Origin of the sequence: Collinsella sp. LCP19S3_B7, from assembly GCF_052121795.1 — a bacterium.
Classification (GTDB): Bacteria; Actinomycetota; Coriobacteriia; order Coriobacteriales; family Coriobacteriaceae; genus Collinsella.
Genome location: NZ_JBQKDO010000004.1, coordinates 37863 through 53670, shown reverse-complemented (window position 1 = coordinate 53670; position 15808 = coordinate 37863). Strand labels below are relative to the sequence as shown.

Below are 15808 nucleotides of genomic sequence, written 5' to 3'. Positions count from 1 at the left end.
TGCGTTTACGCAGCTGCTACAGCGCCATCGTGCGGGCGCGGTCGATGCGCGCCAAGCAGTCGTCGCGGCCGACGAGCGCCATGGTCTCGCCCAGCGGGGGGCTCACCATGTTACCGCAGACGGCGACGCGCACAGCTTGGAACACCACGCGCTTCTTGAGGTCCATCTGCTCGGGCAGCGGCTCAAGCGCGGCGTCGATGTTGGCAGCCGTCCACTCACCCACGCCCTCGAGCGCGGCCTTGGCGGCATCCAGAATGGCGCCCATGCCTTCCTTAGCCAAACCCTTGTTGACAGACTTCTCGTCATACTCGAGCGTCTCGGCCGTGGCAAAGATGGGGGCGGCGACGGTCACGGCGTCGGCCGGCATCTTGGTGCGCGGCTTGACGATGGCGGCAAGCGCATCGATCCAGTCCTCGCCGTACTCGATGTTACCCTCGATCATGCCGGCCTCGTGCAGCTCAGGGACCATGATCTCGTCGGCAAACTGGGCGTCGGACATGTTGTTGATGTACTCGGCATTGACCCAGTCGAGCTTTTTGGGGTCGAAGGTCGCCGGGTTCTTGGAGATGCGGTCGAGCGAGAACTTACTGGCCAGGACATCGCGCGGGATGATCGTGGTCTCGCCGTCGAGCGACCAGCCGAGCAGCGCCAGGTAGTTAACGAACGCGTCGGACAGGTAGCCGGCGTCGCGGTACTCCTCCACCGAGGTGGCGCCGTGGCGTTTAGAGAGCTTCTTGCCGTCGGCACCCAAGATCATGGAGATGTGGGCAAACGTGGGAACGGGCGCGCCGAGGGCCTCGTAAACCATGACCTGGCGCGGGGTGTTGGACAGATGGTCGTCGCCGCGGATGACATGGGTGATCTTCATCATGGCGTCGTCGACGACAGTCGCGAAGTTATACGTGGGCGTGCCATCCGAGCGGAAGATGACGAAGTCGTCGAGCTCCTTGGCGTCGAAGGTCACCTCGCCGTGGACGGCGTCGTGGATGACGACATCGCCGCGGTCCTCGGGCACCTTGATGCGAAGGACGTAGGGCTCGCCGGCCTCGATGCGGCGGCGTGCCTCCTCGGGATCGAGATCGCGACAGCGGCGCTGATAGCCCTGGAAGGGGTCTTTACGCTCCTGGGCGGCCTTACGGTCGGCCTCGAGCTGCTCCTTGGTGCAAAAGCAGGGATAGGCCTTGCCCTCGTCCCAAAGCTTCTGGGCGGCCTGCTTGTACAGGTCCAGGCGCTCGGTCTGGGCATAGGGGCCATAGTCGCCGCCAACCTCGGGACCCTCGTCCCAGTCCAGGCCCAGCCAACGCATAGCGCGCAGAATGATCTGCGTGTTCTCGTCGGTAGAGCGGGTGGGATCGGTGTCGTCGATGCGCAGGATGAACGTGCCGCCGTTTGCGCGGGCAAAAGCCCAGTTATAGATAGCGGTGCGGGCGCCGCCGATGTGCAGCTTGCCCGTCGGTGAGGGTGCAAAGCGGACGCGAACGTCTGATGCCATGGAAATCTCCTCGATTGCAGGATGGATGTCTAACCGCACCAGTATAAAGCAACAACGCCCACCTCCGCACAAAGGGCACCGACCCAGTCATCGAAGCCGGGTAGCTAATTTGGGACGGGGCTTTTTTAGCTGCCCCGGCAGGCTATCGGCTAAACCAGCAAACAATCAGCCGGGGTAGCTAAAAAAGCCCCGTCCCAAATTAGCTACCCAATGAGTAGGTGCGGAAAGGGTGTGAATGTTGGATTTACGCGCTATGATGTGCCCCTGCATAGAGAGCCCAGCGGAATGGTAACGGTCGCTGGGACACGTTATTCGAAAGGACAATCATGTCAGAAGAGCTTCGTTCCATCCCGCCCCAGCAGGGGTCTTTTGTGTTTACGTCGGAGTCGGTGACCGAAGGCCATCCCGATAAGATCGCCGACCAGATCAGCGATGCCGTCCTCGACGCAATCCTCGCCAAAGAAATAGAGCTGCAGGAGCAGGGCTATATTGCGCCCAACGGCGTGCCCGCCAATGTGGAAAACGTCCGCTGCGCCTGCGAGACCCTCGTGACCACCGGCACCGTCATCGTCGCCGGAGAGATTCGCACCCAGGCATACGTCGACGTGCAGGAAATCGCCCGTGGCGTCATCCGCCGCATCGGCTACAACCGCGCCAAGTTTGGCTTTGACTGCGATACCTGCGGCGTCATGAGCCTCATCCACGAGCAGTCCCCCGATATCGCCCAGGGCGTCGACGAGTCATTTGAGACCCAGACCGGCGCCACCACCGACCCGATCGACCTGATCGGTGCCGGCGACCAGGGCATGATGTTTGGCTACGCCTCCAACGAGACCAAGACCCTCATGCCCATGCCGCACTACCTGGCAAGCCGCCTGGCGGAACGCCTGTCCGCCGTGCGCCACGACGGCACCCTGCCCTATCTGCGCCCCGACGGCAAGACCCAGGTCACCGTGCGCTACGAGGACGGAAAGCCCGTGGAGGTCACAACCATCGTCATCTCCACGCAGCACGCTGCCGAAGTTGAGGACATGGGCAAGATCAAGGCCGACCTCATCGAGCATGTCATCGCACCCGTCATGGATGCCGAGAACATGCCGTGGGATGGCGCCGATATCTATGTGAACCCCACCGGCCGCTTTGTCGTGGGCGGCCCCATGGGCGACACGGGCCTGACCGGCCGCAAGATCATCGTCGACACCTACGGCGGCTACGGCCGTCACGGCGGCGGCGCCTTTAGCGGCAAAGACTGCACCAAGGTCGACCGCTCTGCCGCGTACGCCGCTCGCTGGGTCGCCAAGAACGTAGTCGCCGCCGGTCTGGCCGATCGCTGCGAGGTCGAGCTGGCCTACGCCATCGGCGTTTCCAAGCCGCTGTCGATCATGGTCGACACCTTTGGCACCGCGCATATTGCCGAGGACAAGATCGTCGAGGCCGTGGAGAAGACCTTTGACCTGCGCCCGGGCGCAATCATCCGCGACCTGGACCTGCGTCGCCCCATCTATGAAAAGACGGCAGCCTACGGTCACTTTGGCCGCGAAGACGCCGACTTTACCTGGGAGAAAACGGACCGCATCGACGAACTCAAAGCAGCCTGCGGCCTGTAAGCTAACGAGAAAAGCCACAGCCAAATAAAAACGCACCAAAAAGAGGTACCGGAACAACCGGTACCTTTTTATTTACACGGTGGTGAAGATGTGTCGATACGCAAGGTAAGACACATCCCTAGCTAATGAATTTTGCCATCTAGCAGCTCCAACCATGTATCCTTAGTCCCGAGGGGCGGGGCATAAGGTCGATCGCGAGTTCCGCACGAGCCGGAGAGCACTTAATGTGCTCTCCGTGCGAGCAGGACTGTCCGAGCAGGCGACCTTATGCCCCGCTCCTCGGGACGACGAGACAAGGCAAAGGAGCAGCCATGGCAGGCAAGCCGCAAACACTAGCTACGACCTCGGCATTCGAGATCTTGGGCCCCATCATGGTCGGCCCCAGCTCATCGCACACCGCCGGCGCCCTGCGTTGCGCCCAGGTTGCCGCCAGCCTGCTGGAAGGCCGCATCACCAAGGTCACCTTTGGCCTGTGGAACTCCTTTGCCCACACCTACCGCGGCCATGGCACCGACCGCGCACTCGTCGCGGGCATCTTGGGCCTCGACACCGACGACGAGAACATCAAGCAGGCCTTTGACCTCGCGCGCGAGCGGGGCCTCAGCTATCACTTTGACATTAAGGGCGACGACGCCTCCATCCACCCCAACACCGTCGACATCGACATGGTCGATGACACGGGCGCCACGGCGCAGGTCCGTGGCGAGAGCCTTGGCGGCGGCAAGATGCGCATCAGCCGCATCAACGGCGTCGGCGTCGATATCTCGGGCATGTATTCCACCCTGTTTGTGGCGCACCAGGACGTCCCCGGCGTTCTCGCCGCGCTCACGAACCAGCTCGCCTACGCACACGTAAACATTGCCTTCTGCCGCACCTACCGCACCGAGGTAGGCGGCCAAGCTTATTCCGTCTTTGAGACCGACGGCACCCCCGATGACATCGTCGTTCCCATGCTACGCATGCTCGACCATGTCGATTACGCCACCTTCATTGAGCTTCCCGGCTCGGCCTCATCGCTCTCCCCCGGCGTTTCCGCCAAGGAAATCTTCGACGATGGCGAACAGCTCCTCGACGCCTGCGCCGAACTGGGCCTCAACATTGGCGCCGTCATGGCCGTACGCGAAGCCCGCCTGACCGGCGAGCAGCACGCCGTCGCCGCCATGCGCCGCGTACTCGAGGTCATGCGCGAGGAGACAACGGCGCCCATCGCCGCACCGCAGCGCTCGCTCGGCGGGCTTATCGGCGGCGAGGCAAAACTCGTCGACGCCACACGCCGCAACGATCTGAGCACAAACCTGATGGGCGCCGTCCAAACCGAAGCCGTAGCCCGCGCCATGGCCGTGCTTGAGCGCTCTGCCACCATGGGCGTCATCGTCGCCGCCCCCACGGCCGGCTCTGCGGGCGTCGTGCCCGGCTGCGTGTTGGCGCTCGCCGACCATCTACAGCTCGATGACGAACAGGTCATGGACGCACTCTACTGCTCCGCCGCGATTGGTCTCAACCTCACCACATCCGCCTGCGTCGCCGGTGCCGAAGGCGGATGTCAGGCTGAGGTGGGCAGCGCCGCCGCCATGGCCGCTGCCGCGCTAGTCCAGATGCTGGGCGGCACGCCCGAGCAGGCACTCGACGCTAGCTCTATCGCACTGAGCAATATGCTTGGTCTTGTATGCGATCCCGTGGGCGGCCTTGTCGAAGTGCCATGCCAAAACCGCAACGCGATCGGCGTGGCGGCCGCATTTAGCTCGGCGCAGCTCGCCCTTGCCGGCATTAAGAGCCTGGTGCCGTTTGACCAGATGGCACACGTCATGCTCTCGGTGGGCCACGCGCTGCCGGCCACGCTGCGCGAGACGGCAAAGGGCGGCATCGCGCAGGCTCCGGCCGCGCTTTCGGCCTGTGCAAAATGCGGTGTGTGCGGATAAAGACCAGTCCAAAACAAGAGGTGGGACAAATGTCCAACCTCTTGCCAATGCCACCGTTTCAATACCACAAACAACTAGGTAATCGCTATAATGCAAGCCCAGTAAAAACACGATGAGCCGCAAGGCGAAACTCGAAGGATATGCATACGATGTCGCAAAACGACCGCACCCAACTGATTCCCGATCCTAAACAGCCTTCTAGGCCTACCGACGGCGTCCAGTCGCCGCGCCCCATTACGCCAACGCGTAGCACAAAGCATGGTTCGGGAAACACCTCACAGCGCCAGAACCCTCATGCATATCAGCAGCGTCAGAGCAATAAAGCGACTAAGCACGCGCCTTCACACACGCAAAACCATCACAAGGGCCCCCGTGGGTCAGAGAACCACACCAACGGGAAAAAATCCGGGGCCAAAATGACCCTTTTCGTTGCTCTGGGCCTCATTGTTGTCGTTTACATTGTTGGCGTTGTCGCGTTTTCGCAGGTAGCCTACCCCAACACCACCATTGCCGGCGTCGACGTCTCGTTCTCCAACGCTTCGTCTGCTGCCACTAAGGTCAACTCGGCATGGAAGCACTATAAGCTCACCGTGACAGGCGATGACTTTAACTGGATCTATCAACCCGAGTCCGATGAACCCATCGTCGACGGCGAAGCTGCCGCAAAAGAAATCATCAGCCGCAACGAAGCCTTTATATGGCCGGTCCACCTTGTGGAATCCTTAAGCGGCAAGACCAAAACAACCGCTACCTCCAACGAAGTCGATCTTGAACAAGACGTCGACCTGTCCATGCTCTCTGACACCTTTGACCAAAAGAAGTTTGAGGAGGATCTGGGCGCCGCCATTGACGAGTTTAACGAGGGCCGTTCGGGCACGTTCGAGGCCAATAGCTCCTATGACGAGCAAGCCGGCAAGTTTACCGTCGAGAAGGCGCGCTCCAACGAAAAACTCAACCGCGAGCATGTCATTAAGTATGCCGAGCTCGAGCTTGCCTCGCTGGCCGAGACCGTAGATCTTTCCAAGCTCGGCAACGATGCCTATGAGCCGCTCAATGAAACGCTGACCAATGATCAGATTCAGGCCGCATGCGATGCCGCCAACAACTTCTTGGGCGTCAACGTGACCCTCAAGCTCAACGGCGAGGATGCCGGCAAGGTCGACGGCAGCTCCGTGTTGCAGTGGATCAGCTTTGCCGATCCGGCCAACCCCACACTCGATACGTCGCAGATCGGTAGCTGGGCAGCCGAGCTCGCCAACGGCTTTAATACCGTGGGCACCACCCGCTGGTGGACGCGTGCTGACGGCAAAGAATGTGCCGTCGAGGGCGGTGACTTTGGCTGGTCCGTCGATAGCGACGCACTCGCCAAGCAGGTCGAGGACGCCATTAACAACAAGCAGACCGGCGAAATCGAGATTAAGTACTCCCAGAAGGCCGACACCTATACCGCAAAGGGAGAGCCCGACTGGAAGGCGTATATCGACGTCGACCTGTCCGAGCAGCACGCGCGCTACTATGACGAGAACGGTAATATCGTTTGGGAAGCCAACTTTATCTCGGGCAAACCGGGAGAGGATGCCACCCCCGAGGGCGTTTGGCAGATCAATAGTAATGACGGCGCAAGCAAGCTCATCGGTGCCAAAGACCCAAAGACCGGAAAACCAAAATACGAAAGCCCCGTGTCATATTGGATGCCGTTTGAAGGCAACATGGTTGGTTTCCATGATGCAACATGGCAAAACGATCAGAGCTTTGACGACCCAAATTCGTACAAATGGTGCGGCAGCCACGGTTGCATCAACTTGCGCCTGGCCGATGCCAAGGCACTCCACGATTGCATCAACGTAGGCCTATGCGTGGTCGTGCACTCGTAGGGAAACACGCCTTCGCACAACGGGGAACTGACGCTCCAATCTAACAGTTCCGAAAGAATCCGCCATATGCGCCCGCTTCTCGCGACGGGCGCATATACTTATCGAAGAACTTTCTATAAAGGAGACGCCATGTCGAATGTCCCCACCATCACCCCGGGACCGAATGATACCGAGCGAGCGCCCGAGGGTGCCACCGAAACGCTTCCCCTCATAACAAACATGCGCGCCACACAGCAAAACGGCAGCACAAGCGATGCAACCGAGATTTCTGACGAAGAGGCCTACGCCAAGCTCAAGGCGAAGCGTGCCGAGCGTCGGCGCAAAAAGCTCATCCGACGCGGCATTGCGGCCGGCGTCGTGGCCGCCATTGTGCTCATCGCCGTTGTCGTAACCTTCGTCATTAACGCACGGCCCGCAGGTACCAACGGGCCGGTGACCGACATGGTCACCGAGGGTACATTTACGACCACCGTCGAGGCTAAAGGCCAGCTCAAGCCTATCTCGGCTTCGGTGGTCTCCCCTTCTGTCGACGGCACGGTGGCATCGATCAACGTATCAGCCGGCCAGTCCGTTAACGAGGGCGATGTGCTCATGACCATTAAAAATGACGAGCTCGATCGCAACGTTGCCGAGGCGCAGCGCGCGGTGGCGGCGGCACAGGAAGACCTCGCCAACGCGCAGAAAGCGGTAGCTGCCGCCCAAGCCGCTCCGGCGACTGACACAGATGCGGCAGGCGCAAGTGGCGCCAGCGGCAGCACCGGCACGAGTGCCGACACGAGCGCCATCTCGAGCGCCCAACGTAACCTGGCCTCGGCCCAGGCGACCCTGGACCAGGCCAACGCCAAAGCCGCCGAGCGCACTGTGACCGCGCCCAGCTCGGGCAGCATCGTCGAGCTCAACGCCAAGGTCGGCGCCACGGTGACGGGCGGCATGATTATGGGCGAAGGCGATACGACCGGCGGCAAGCAGTGCATGCAGATCGCTGACCTCTCCAAGATGAAGGTTACCGTTCAGGTGGGCGAAAAGGATATCGCCAAGATCGCAGTGGGCCAGAGCGCCAACGTTACCTATCCGGCCTTTCCCGATATCGTGAGCCAGGGAACGGTCACGACAATCGCTTCGGTGGCAAACTCCGACTCCACCTACGGTGGCGGCGGCAGCGTGACCTATAACGTCGATATTTTGATCGACGCGCCCGACGCGCGCCTCAAGCCGGGGATGACCGCCGAGGTCTCGGTGGTAACCGAGCAGCTCGAGGATGTGGTGATGGTGCCGACCATGGCGCTCATGACCGAGGATGGCGAGCACTATTACGTCAACGTGGCAACCGACGGTGAAGGCAAGGAGATGCGCCGCGTGAAGGTGACCATTGTGACGCAAAACGATAACGACGCCGTGGTCGGCAAGACGCAGGTCAAGCGCGACGACCAGGGCAATGAGATCAACGCAGACGTACCGGTTACCAAGCTGCGCGACGGCGACACCCTCATCGTGGACACCGGCGCAGGCATGACGGCCGACGGCGACGACTCTGGCAGCATGTCTGCCGACGAGGGCTTGTAATGCGTCCCGTCATCAACATCCGCAACGTGCATCGCATTTTTGAGAGCGAAGCCGGCTGCGCCCATATCCTGCATAACGTGAGCCTGGCAGTGAATCCCGGCGAATTCGTGGCCATTACCGGCCCTTCTGGCTCGGGCAAGACAACGCTCATGAACATCCTGGGCTGCCTGGACAAGCCAACGGCAGGCGATTATTACCTGCAGGGCCTCAACGTGGCGGAGCTCGACGATGACGAGCTCACCGAAGTCCGCGCCCTGAGCATCGGCTTTGTCTTTCAGAGCTTTAACCTGCTGCCGCGCCTATCGGTCATCGAAAACGTCATGCTGCCGCTGTCGTACACCAACGTGCCGCGGGCTCAGCGTGAGATGCGCGCCGTTCATGCGCTGCAAGCCGTCACGCTGCCGGTCGACCACTGGGACCACCGCATCTCCGAGCTCTCAGGCGGACAGATGCAGAGGGTTGCCATCGCGCGCGCCCTCGTCAACGACCCGCCCATCATCCTGGCGGACGAGCCGACGGGAAACCTGGACTCCGCCACCGGAGCGCTCGTGATGGAGACCTTCCACAAACTCCAGGAACGTGGCAAGACCATTGTGCTCATCACGCATGATCCCGGTATCGCCGCCGAGGCCGACCGTGCCGTAACCATTCGCGACGGCCGAATCCACGACGGCGCGTACATCGCGCACGCACCGCAGACCCTGCACGGCGCCATTGATAACCTGCCCATGATTTCCGCACACGCCAATCCGACGAAAGGAGTGAAGGCATGAGCACGCGCGACCTTATCCAAGAAGCCCTTCACTCCCTCGAGGCCAACAAGGGACGCAGCCTACTCACCATCCTGGGCATTGTTATTGGCATCGCCTCCGTCATTGCCATGACCTCGCTTATCGGCGGTATCCAAAACAGCCTGGTCAACAGCCTGGGCCTCAACGCCGCGCGTATGGTGCAGATTTATTCGTCGCAAGAGCTCACCGAGTCGGACGTTGAGAATCTTCGCAAGATGGTGCCGCAGATCGAGCAGATCGGTATCGTGGACAGTGCCTATACCGAGTACAAGGCCGGTGACAAAAGCTATAACGTCATGGCGCAGGGCGTCGATAGCGACATGCTCGACGCAGTGGGCGTCAGCAAGCTCGTCGCGGGGCGCACCTATACCCAGGCTGAGTCCCAATCTGGCGCACGCGTGGCGCTCATCAGCCGCGGCGGCGCGGACCAGCTGTACGGCAACGAACAGGACGCGCTCGGCAAGACCATCAAGGTGTCGAACGGCGAGGTGCAGATTATCGGCGTTATCGACGGCGGCAGCGACTCCATGGGCTCACTCACGCTCTACATGCCGCGCGAGACCATCTCGGGCCTCTTTGGCGACGAGAACCCGTCTTTTCCCAGCGTAACGGCGCTCACCGTCGAGGGTACGGACATGGATGAGCTGTGCAAGACGATTGAATCCAAGGTGCGCAGCATGAAGGACATCGCGGATGACGACGAATATGACAGCGTGTCGGCGACCTCAATGAAAAGCGCCATCGACGCCCTCAACTCCTTTATGGGCGCGTTTTCGCTCATCATGGGCGCCGTTGCCAGCATTTCGCTGCTCGTGGGCGGTATCGGCATCATGAACATGATGCTCACCAATGTGACCGAACGCATCCGCGAGATCGGTATTCGTCGAGCCTTGGGTGCCAGCCGTCGCGATATCACCGCACAGTTTTTGGCCGAGTCTTCGGCGCTGTGCATCACCGGCGGTCTGCTAGGTGTCCTGATTGGCTACCTGCTTGCCTGGGGCCTAGCGATGTTCGCCGCGGGTTCCGGCGTGCTTGGCGAACTCGGTGCCAGCGGTACCATAACGCCGAGTTTTTCGATCGCCACGGTGCTGCTGGCCTTTGCGGTCTCCGTCGGCATCGGCATAATCTTTGGCTTCTACCCCGCCCGCCGGGCCGCAAAACTCGACCCCGTGGAGTGCCTGCGCTACCAGTAATGCAATCCCCCCCCCTGAGTTGCGGTGAAATAAGGAGTGTTTTAGCCGTTAAAAGGCCTATTCAGTCCTTATTTCACCGCAACTCGGAGGGGATAAGGCGCTAGTGCTATTCGAAACGAGATTCCAGACTCGATAGCCCGTTCAACGTCAGATTGTTAGCGACCTCCGAAATGCGCTCGATGGGCACCGAGCCATCGGAGAGTGCCCACGTGCGGTAAATGCCGATAATGCCCGAAAGCAAAAACGCCAGATAATAGTCGAACAGCTCGTCCTTTAAGCCATCGGGCAGCAGGTCGCGCTCGGCAATCTCGTGCTCGAGCGGCACACGCAAGCGCGTCATAAAGTCGTCGAGCGGAATGTTTTCAATCAGCTGGCGATTGAGCACCAAATTGTTGCACAGCGCCTCGTTAACGGTTTTGAAGAAGGTCGCCGCCGCTCCGAGTGCACGCTCGTTGGTGTTACCGCCCATAGAGGAAAGCGTCTTCTCGACTGAGTCGACAATCATCTCGACCACATCCACGGCAATGGCATCGAGCAAGCCGTCCACCGTGCCAAAGTGCACGTAAAAGGTCTTACGGTCGACATTTGCCTCGCGCGCGATGGCGCTAACCGTAATATCGGCGAGGGGCTTTTCCATCAGCAGTCGCTCGAATGCCGAAAGAATAGCATTGCGACTGCGAACGATGCGGCGGTCAAGGCGCGGTTTAGTGGTGGCCATAGACGTGTCCCCTTCATGTCAACTGCCCACCTATAGCTCCTGTACAAGTGGGAGATAATCAACGTAAGAGGATTATCCTACATCTAGCATCGCAATGACGAGCATCATTAAGAACGCACGACTCACCAACTGGGCTTTAGGGCCGCTTCTTTTTATTGAGCGCCGCAGGGGAAACGCGGATACCGTCGCCAGTCTGACGAACATAGGTCTTCCGTGCCGGTTTAGAGGCCGCAGCAGTCTTTTGAGCATGCTGATTGGGGTCCACGGTAACCTGAGAGGTTGGATGTGCCTTAACGGACGCAGAAGGCTTCTGAGGAGTGCGCCCGAGCTTGCACATCATTCGGTCCCAGCGCGCATGGATACTCTCGTTATGAGCGCTCTTAAGGCCCAAAAGAGGGGCGGCCAAAATGGTCGGCGCGATAAAGGTGATCAGACGCCAAAGCAGATAGCCGGCAGTCGCTGCCGTGCCAAAAAAGTGACCCAGGAACAGCGCGAAGCCGCCCTCGGCACCACCAGTGCCGCCAGGCAGCGGAACGGCGGAACTCAACAGCTGTACAAAAGCACTCGCCGCCATGACCGAGAAAAAGTCAACATCGTACTGACCAAAGGCAAGCATCAAAAAATACGGAACCAGGTAGAAAAACGCCAGCTGCAACATGGTGATGACGACCGTGAGCAGCATGGACGAAAAATGGCCGGCAGAGAGTTTGAATTTCTCGGAGAACGAGTAGATCTCGCCATCGACAAAGGTGCGCCAGCCCTCGATCTTAGTAGCGGAAACACCCATGCGCTCGAGCCAATTGATAATACAATGTGCGACGCGCGTGACGGTCTTGGGCATCAACGCCACGGCAAAGATGCCGAGAAGAATGCAGCAGTGGCCGCCAAAACTAAAGACGCAAAGCAGCGTCATGTCGCCATAGCGCTCGGCGAAAAACGGCATGCGGGCGAGCAGCAGAATGGCACCCCATGCCACCAAACCAAACTGGTACACGATAAAGCGGGTGAACTGCGTGGCACCCGCTTCGCCCACATTTTGGCCGGCTTTGGTCAGGCGATAAATCTGGGCAGGCGTGGAGCCCATCATCATGGGCGTCAGATTGCCAAAGAAGATGCCGCTCGCCTCGACCGAAATGAGGTCGCGGATGCCGACAGGCGAATTGGGATCGAGCCATACGGCAATCGCGTACGCCACGATGCCAAAAAACAAGTATAGGAACATGCAGAAGCACGCGGCAGCGAGCCACGGCGCCTGAACGCTAGCCATGGCGGCCCAGAACTGACCCATCTGACCGGTCACGACCAAATAGACAATATAGCCCGCCAGCACAATGCCAATAAAGATGGCACCACGACGTGCGCTCTTGTTGTCATCGCCGCCCGAAACATCGACTTGAGGCTTTGGGGTATGCTGAGAGGACTCCGTCATGAGGCTCCTTCTGACCGTCAATGTATCTGGCCTATTGTACCCGTATGGGAGACAAGCAAAACGTAAAGCTATGGGGCAAATGGGATTAACAGACAAGCCCGCAGGTAATAAAAAAACCCGCCCTTCGAAAAGAAGGTCGGGTATCCAAAACTTGGTAGCCCGTACCAGATTCGAACTGGTGATCTCCGCCTTGAGAGGGCGGCGTCCTAAACCGCTAGACGAACGGGCCATAAGCCTCAGCAGAAAAGAAGTGGTAGCCCGTACCAGATTCGAACTGGTGATCTCCGCCTTGAGAGGGCGGCGTCCTAAACCGCTAGACGAACGGGCCACATGACATCTGCACTGCCGTGCTGCGAGGACATATATTACGGGACAAAAAACGCGAGCGCAAGAAGAAATTCCAAATTGGCCAAATTTTGTCGTGAGGTTATGGAACACACAGGTCAACCTGGTAGCTAATTTGGGACGGGGCTTTTTTAGCTACCCCTGCCAGAATCACTATTGTTCGTCCTATTGACAGCGGGGGTAGCTAAAAAAGCCCCGTCCCAAATGAGCTACCCCAGGTTGAGGTGAGCAAGAAGGGCCTCGCGGGTGTTGGGGACGTTGTCTTCGATCACGGCGTCGAGGGCAACGTTGAGAAGCTGTCCCAGCTCAGGCCCCGGTTTGACGCCGGCGCGAATTAGGTCCCCTCCGTTGATGCCAAGCATCTTAAGCGTATAGGGCTCCCCAGCTTCCAACAGTTCGTGTGCGAGCGAACGCATCTCCTCGATCGTCTCGACGTAATAGAAGCACGACGGTGCCTTACCCAGCGTATCGGCACGCTTAAGGTCCATAAGCTCGTCAATCAAACGCGGCGTGTCGACGCCCTCACCCGAAAGCGAGCGCATCATATTGAGCAAACAGGAGCGCTCGGGGCGCAACGGCTTATCGTGATACCTGATAAGCAGACACACGTCGCGAATCAAATCGTGCGAAAGCGCCAAGCGATCCATAATAGCGCGCGCTTTCTTGGCACCAAGCTCAGGATGACCGTAAAAGTGGCCGCTGCCCGCATGATCGACCGCAAAGCAATCGGGCTTGGAGACATCGTGCAAAAACGCTGCCCACATTAAGCTCGACGAAGGCGCCACACCGTCACACAGCGCCAGCTCCCCCGCTACCGTCAAAACGCGAGCGATATGCTCGTAGACATTAAAGGCGTGGTAGACGCTGCGCTGGTCAAACCCACGAGCCGGCGCAAGCTCGGGCACGGCGGCGCAAACAAGCTCGGGATAGCGTAGCATCGCGTCTCCCCCATGTCCGGTCGATAGAATCTCCTCGAGCTCAATGCCCACGCGTTCGCGTGCCACGGCATCGAGCAGCGGCGAGCACTCGGCAAGCGCCTGTTTGGTCTTAGGCTCGATCATAAAATCCAGACGGCAGGCAAAACGCACGGCGCGCAGCATGCGAAGCGCATCCTCGTTAAAGCGACGCTTGGGATCTCCAACGGCACGAATCAGCTTACGCTCCAGGTCGCCCTGGCCATCATAACGGTCGACAAGACCGCGCTGGGGATGCCAAGCCATGGCGTTAACGGTAAAGTCACGACGTGCCAGATCGTCCTCAAGCGACGCCGCACGCTCCACACTCTGGGGATGGCGACCATCGGTGTAAAAACCGTCCAGGCGATACGTCGTGACCTCAATACGCTCATCGTCACAAAGGGCGGTAATGCCGCCAAATTTTATGCCCGACTCAACTACCGCAATGCCGGCTGCCTCGAGCGCCGCCTTGGACTCTTGCCACAGGCCGCTACAGCACATGTCAACATCGTGGCTGGGACGTCCCATCAGGGCGTCACGCACCCAACCGCCTACGAACCAGGCCTCGAGACCGGCGTCCTCAAGCGCACGTAGCACACGCAGGGAGGCATCTGTGGGCTGCGTACCGTTGAGCGAAACATTACACATACCTATGGCCTCCTACGCTTGCAAGCGTTAACGATGGTTCTCAAGCAGTCTAGCAAGAAACAAGCGTGAGCGCACATGAAATCACATCGTCGATTCGCGCGAACGAGACAGCAGAGCCCATGCGGCCAACAGATAAAAACACCCGCCTCGGAGATCCAAAGCGGGTGTTCGGCAACGATGTGTCTAAACGGTTAGCAGACCTGACGAACGTCGATGTGCTTCTTATATTCGTCCACCTTGGCAAAATCGCCCAAACCAGGGCACTCGACCACGTTGGCACCGGTTGCCATCGAGAGGCGCAGGGCGTCCTCGACGCACTCGGGGGCATCGTGCCACACGGACAGGAAGGCGGCAAGCGAGGAATCGCCGGCGCAGACCGTCGAGAGCAGCTTGACCTCAAAGGTGCGTTTGGCAAACCAAATGTGCTCGCCGTTGGAGAAGTACGCGCCGTCGCCACCAAGGGTCAGCAGCACATTCTTTGCGCCCTTGGCGTGCAGCTCAGCCATAGCGCACTTAACGGACTCGTCGTCGCCACCGCTCACCTTAATGCCAAAGATGTCGAGCAGCTCGTCGTCGTTGGGCTTAATGAGCAACGGCTCCATGGCAATGAGATCGGCCAGCTGATGGCTCGAAATATCGAGCACGAACTCGGCACCCTTTGCCTTAACACGGCGAAGAACCTCGGCCAGGAAACCCTCGGAGGTGTTGGGGGGCAGCGAGCCGCTAATGACCAGGCAGGTCATGTCGTCGAGCGAGTCGATGAGCTCAAACATCTCCTGCTCGTTGGCAGCATTGATGGCAGCGCCTGCATTGACCATGTTGTACTCGGTATCGGGACCGGCGTTGAGGAAAACGTTGACGCGCGTGATCCCGTCAGTCCACACGGGCTTGACGGGCACACCCAGGGCCTCGGCGCCCTTGACGATATACTCGCCTGAGAAGCCGGCAAAAAAGCCCAGGATCGTGGTGTCGACACCGTAGTGATCGAGGGTGAACGAGACGTTGAGACCCTTGCCATTGGGCGTATAGACCGCGTTGCGCGTGCGGGTGACGGTGTTGGCGGAAAGTCCGTCGCAGGAAATGTTGTAATCAATGGCGGGATTTGCAGTGAGCGTGTAAATCATGAATGTTCCTTTCACAAAGCAACGTGATAATGAAAGTATATTCCACACCTTGTGAAAAAACCATAGCAACTCGGCGAACGGTGTAGAACGCGTGCAGGTCGCCAGAAAAGCAGCAAGGCGGGGCAAAAATCAGGAGTGCTTGCCCTGAA

11 protein-coding genes and 2 tRNA genes are annotated in these 15808 nt (G+C 59.5%); 6 read left to right on the top strand and 7 right to left on the bottom strand.

Translation table 11 applies throughout. From position 1 onward, the window contains the following. Positions 1 to 16: 16 nt before the first annotated feature. Entirely contained in the window at positions 17 to 1492 is a 1476-nt protein-coding gene (gene gltX, locus ACTQW0_RS02740) for a glutamate--tRNA ligase (protein WP_441566801.1), read from the bottom strand. A 326-nt stretch (positions 1493 to 1818) separates the two neighbouring features. On the opposite strand from gltX, the gene metK reads away from it, so the two are divergent. From metK to ACTQW0_RS02710, 6 genes are all read left to right on the top strand, one after another. Next, on the top strand, positions 1819 to 3099 hold the full coding sequence (gene metK, locus ACTQW0_RS02735) for a methionine adenosyltransferase (RefSeq protein ID WP_427728191.1): 1281 nt from the start codon (positions 1819 to 1821) through the stop codon (positions 3097 to 3099). Between the two features lie 311 nt (positions 3100 to 3410). After that, a complete protein-coding gene (sdaAA, locus tag ACTQW0_RS02730; RefSeq protein ID WP_441566799.1) occupies positions 3411 to 5018 on the top strand; it encodes an L-serine ammonia-lyase, iron-sulfur-dependent, subunit alpha in 1608 nt (535 codons plus the stop codon). A gap of 416 nt (positions 5019 to 5434) precedes the next feature. Further along, positions 5435 to 6892, top strand: a complete 1458-nt coding sequence (locus ACTQW0_RS02725; RefSeq protein ID WP_441566797.1) for a L,D-transpeptidase — start codon at positions 5435 to 5437, stop codon at positions 6890 to 6892. A 129-nt stretch (positions 6893 to 7021) separates the two neighbouring features. Beyond that, complete coding sequence (locus ACTQW0_RS02720; RefSeq protein ID WP_441566795.1) at positions 7022 to 8455, top strand: efflux RND transporter periplasmic adaptor subunit; 1434 nt, start codon at positions 7022 to 7024, stop codon at positions 8453 to 8455. Further along, positions 8455 to 9228: an ABC transporter ATP-binding protein gene (locus tag ACTQW0_RS02715; RefSeq protein ID WP_441566793.1), complete on the top strand. Its 774-nt coding sequence runs from the start codon at positions 8455 to 8457 to the stop codon at positions 9226 to 9228. The genes ACTQW0_RS02720 and ACTQW0_RS02715 overlap by 1 nt, the downstream gene beginning before the upstream one ends. Then, positions 9225 to 10439 (top strand): ABC transporter permease, encoded by a 1215-nt coding sequence (locus tag ACTQW0_RS02710; RefSeq protein ID WP_441566791.1) that lies wholly within the window; start codon positions 9225 to 9227, stop codon positions 10437 to 10439. Before ACTQW0_RS02715 ends, ACTQW0_RS02710 begins: the two co-directional genes overlap by 4 nt. Before the next feature lie 106 nt (positions 10440 to 10545). Here ACTQW0_RS02710 and ACTQW0_RS02705 read toward each other — a convergent pair whose 3' ends face one another. The 6 genes from ACTQW0_RS02705 to ACTQW0_RS02680 form a co-directional block, all read right to left on the bottom strand. Then, complete coding sequence (locus ACTQW0_RS02705; protein WP_441041102.1) at positions 10546 to 11157, bottom strand: TetR/AcrR family transcriptional regulator; 612 nt, start codon at positions 11155 to 11157, stop codon at positions 10546 to 10548. A gap of 136 nt (positions 11158 to 11293) precedes the next feature. Beyond that, complete coding sequence (locus tag ACTQW0_RS02700) at positions 11294 to 12586, bottom strand: lysylphosphatidylglycerol synthase transmembrane domain-containing protein (RefSeq protein ID WP_441566789.1); 1293 nt, start codon at positions 12584 to 12586, stop codon at positions 11294 to 11296. Between the two features lie 152 nt (positions 12587 to 12738). Further along, positions 12739 to 12815 (bottom strand) — tRNA-Glu (locus tag ACTQW0_RS02695). A gap of 22 nt (positions 12816 to 12837) precedes the next feature. Further along, a tRNA-Glu gene (locus tag ACTQW0_RS02690) sits at positions 12838 to 12914 on the bottom strand. A gap of 226 nt (positions 12915 to 13140) precedes the next feature. Further along, positions 13141 to 14535: a CCA tRNA nucleotidyltransferase gene (locus ACTQW0_RS02685; RefSeq protein ID WP_441566787.1), complete on the bottom strand. Its 1395-nt coding sequence runs from the start codon at positions 14533 to 14535 to the stop codon at positions 13141 to 13143. A gap of 191 nt (positions 14536 to 14726) precedes the next feature. After that, positions 14727 to 15659: a 1-phosphofructokinase family hexose kinase gene (locus ACTQW0_RS02680; protein ID WP_427717343.1), complete on the bottom strand. Its 933-nt coding sequence runs from the start codon at positions 15657 to 15659 to the stop codon at positions 14727 to 14729. Between the last annotated feature and the right edge of the window lie 149 nt (positions 15660 to 15808).

What these genes read in the sequence shown, in the direction of transcription:
- gltX (WP_441566801.1), bottom strand. Translation starts at nt 1,492, where the DNA reads ATGGCATCAGACGTTCGCGTCCGCTTTGCACCCTCACCGACGGGCAAG.
- metK (WP_427728191.1), top strand. Translation starts at nt 1,819, where the DNA reads ATGTCAGAAGAGCTTCGTTCCATCCCGCCCCAGCAGGGGTCTTTTGTG.
- sdaAA (WP_441566799.1), top strand. Translation starts at nt 3,411, where the DNA reads ATGGCAGGCAAGCCGCAAACACTAGCTACGACCTCGGCATTCGAGATC.
- ACTQW0_RS02725 (WP_441566797.1), top strand. Translation starts at nt 5,435, where the DNA reads ATGACCCTTTTCGTTGCTCTGGGCCTCATTGTTGTCGTTTACATTGTT.
- ACTQW0_RS02720 (WP_441566795.1), top strand. Translation starts at nt 7,022, where the DNA reads ATGTCGAATGTCCCCACCATCACCCCGGGACCGAATGATACCGAGCGA.
- ACTQW0_RS02715 (WP_441566793.1), top strand. Translation starts at nt 8,455, where the DNA reads ATGCGTCCCGTCATCAACATCCGCAACGTGCATCGCATTTTTGAGAGC.
- ACTQW0_RS02710 (WP_441566791.1), top strand. Translation starts at nt 9,225, where the DNA reads ATGAGCACGCGCGACCTTATCCAAGAAGCCCTTCACTCCCTCGAGGCC.
- ACTQW0_RS02705 (WP_441041102.1), bottom strand. Translation starts at nt 11,157, where the DNA reads ATGGCCACCACTAAACCGCGCCTTGACCGCCGCATCGTTCGCAGTCGC.
- ACTQW0_RS02700 (WP_441566789.1), bottom strand. Translation starts at nt 12,586, where the DNA reads ATGACGGAGTCCTCTCAGCATACCCCAAAGCCTCAAGTCGATGTTTCG.
- ACTQW0_RS02685 (WP_441566787.1), bottom strand. Translation starts at nt 14,535, where the DNA reads ATGTGTAATGTTTCGCTCAACGGTACGCAGCCCACAGATGCCTCCCTG.
- ACTQW0_RS02680 (WP_427717343.1), bottom strand. Translation starts at nt 15,659, where the DNA reads ATGATTTACACGCTCACTGCAAATCCCGCCATTGATTACAACATTTCC.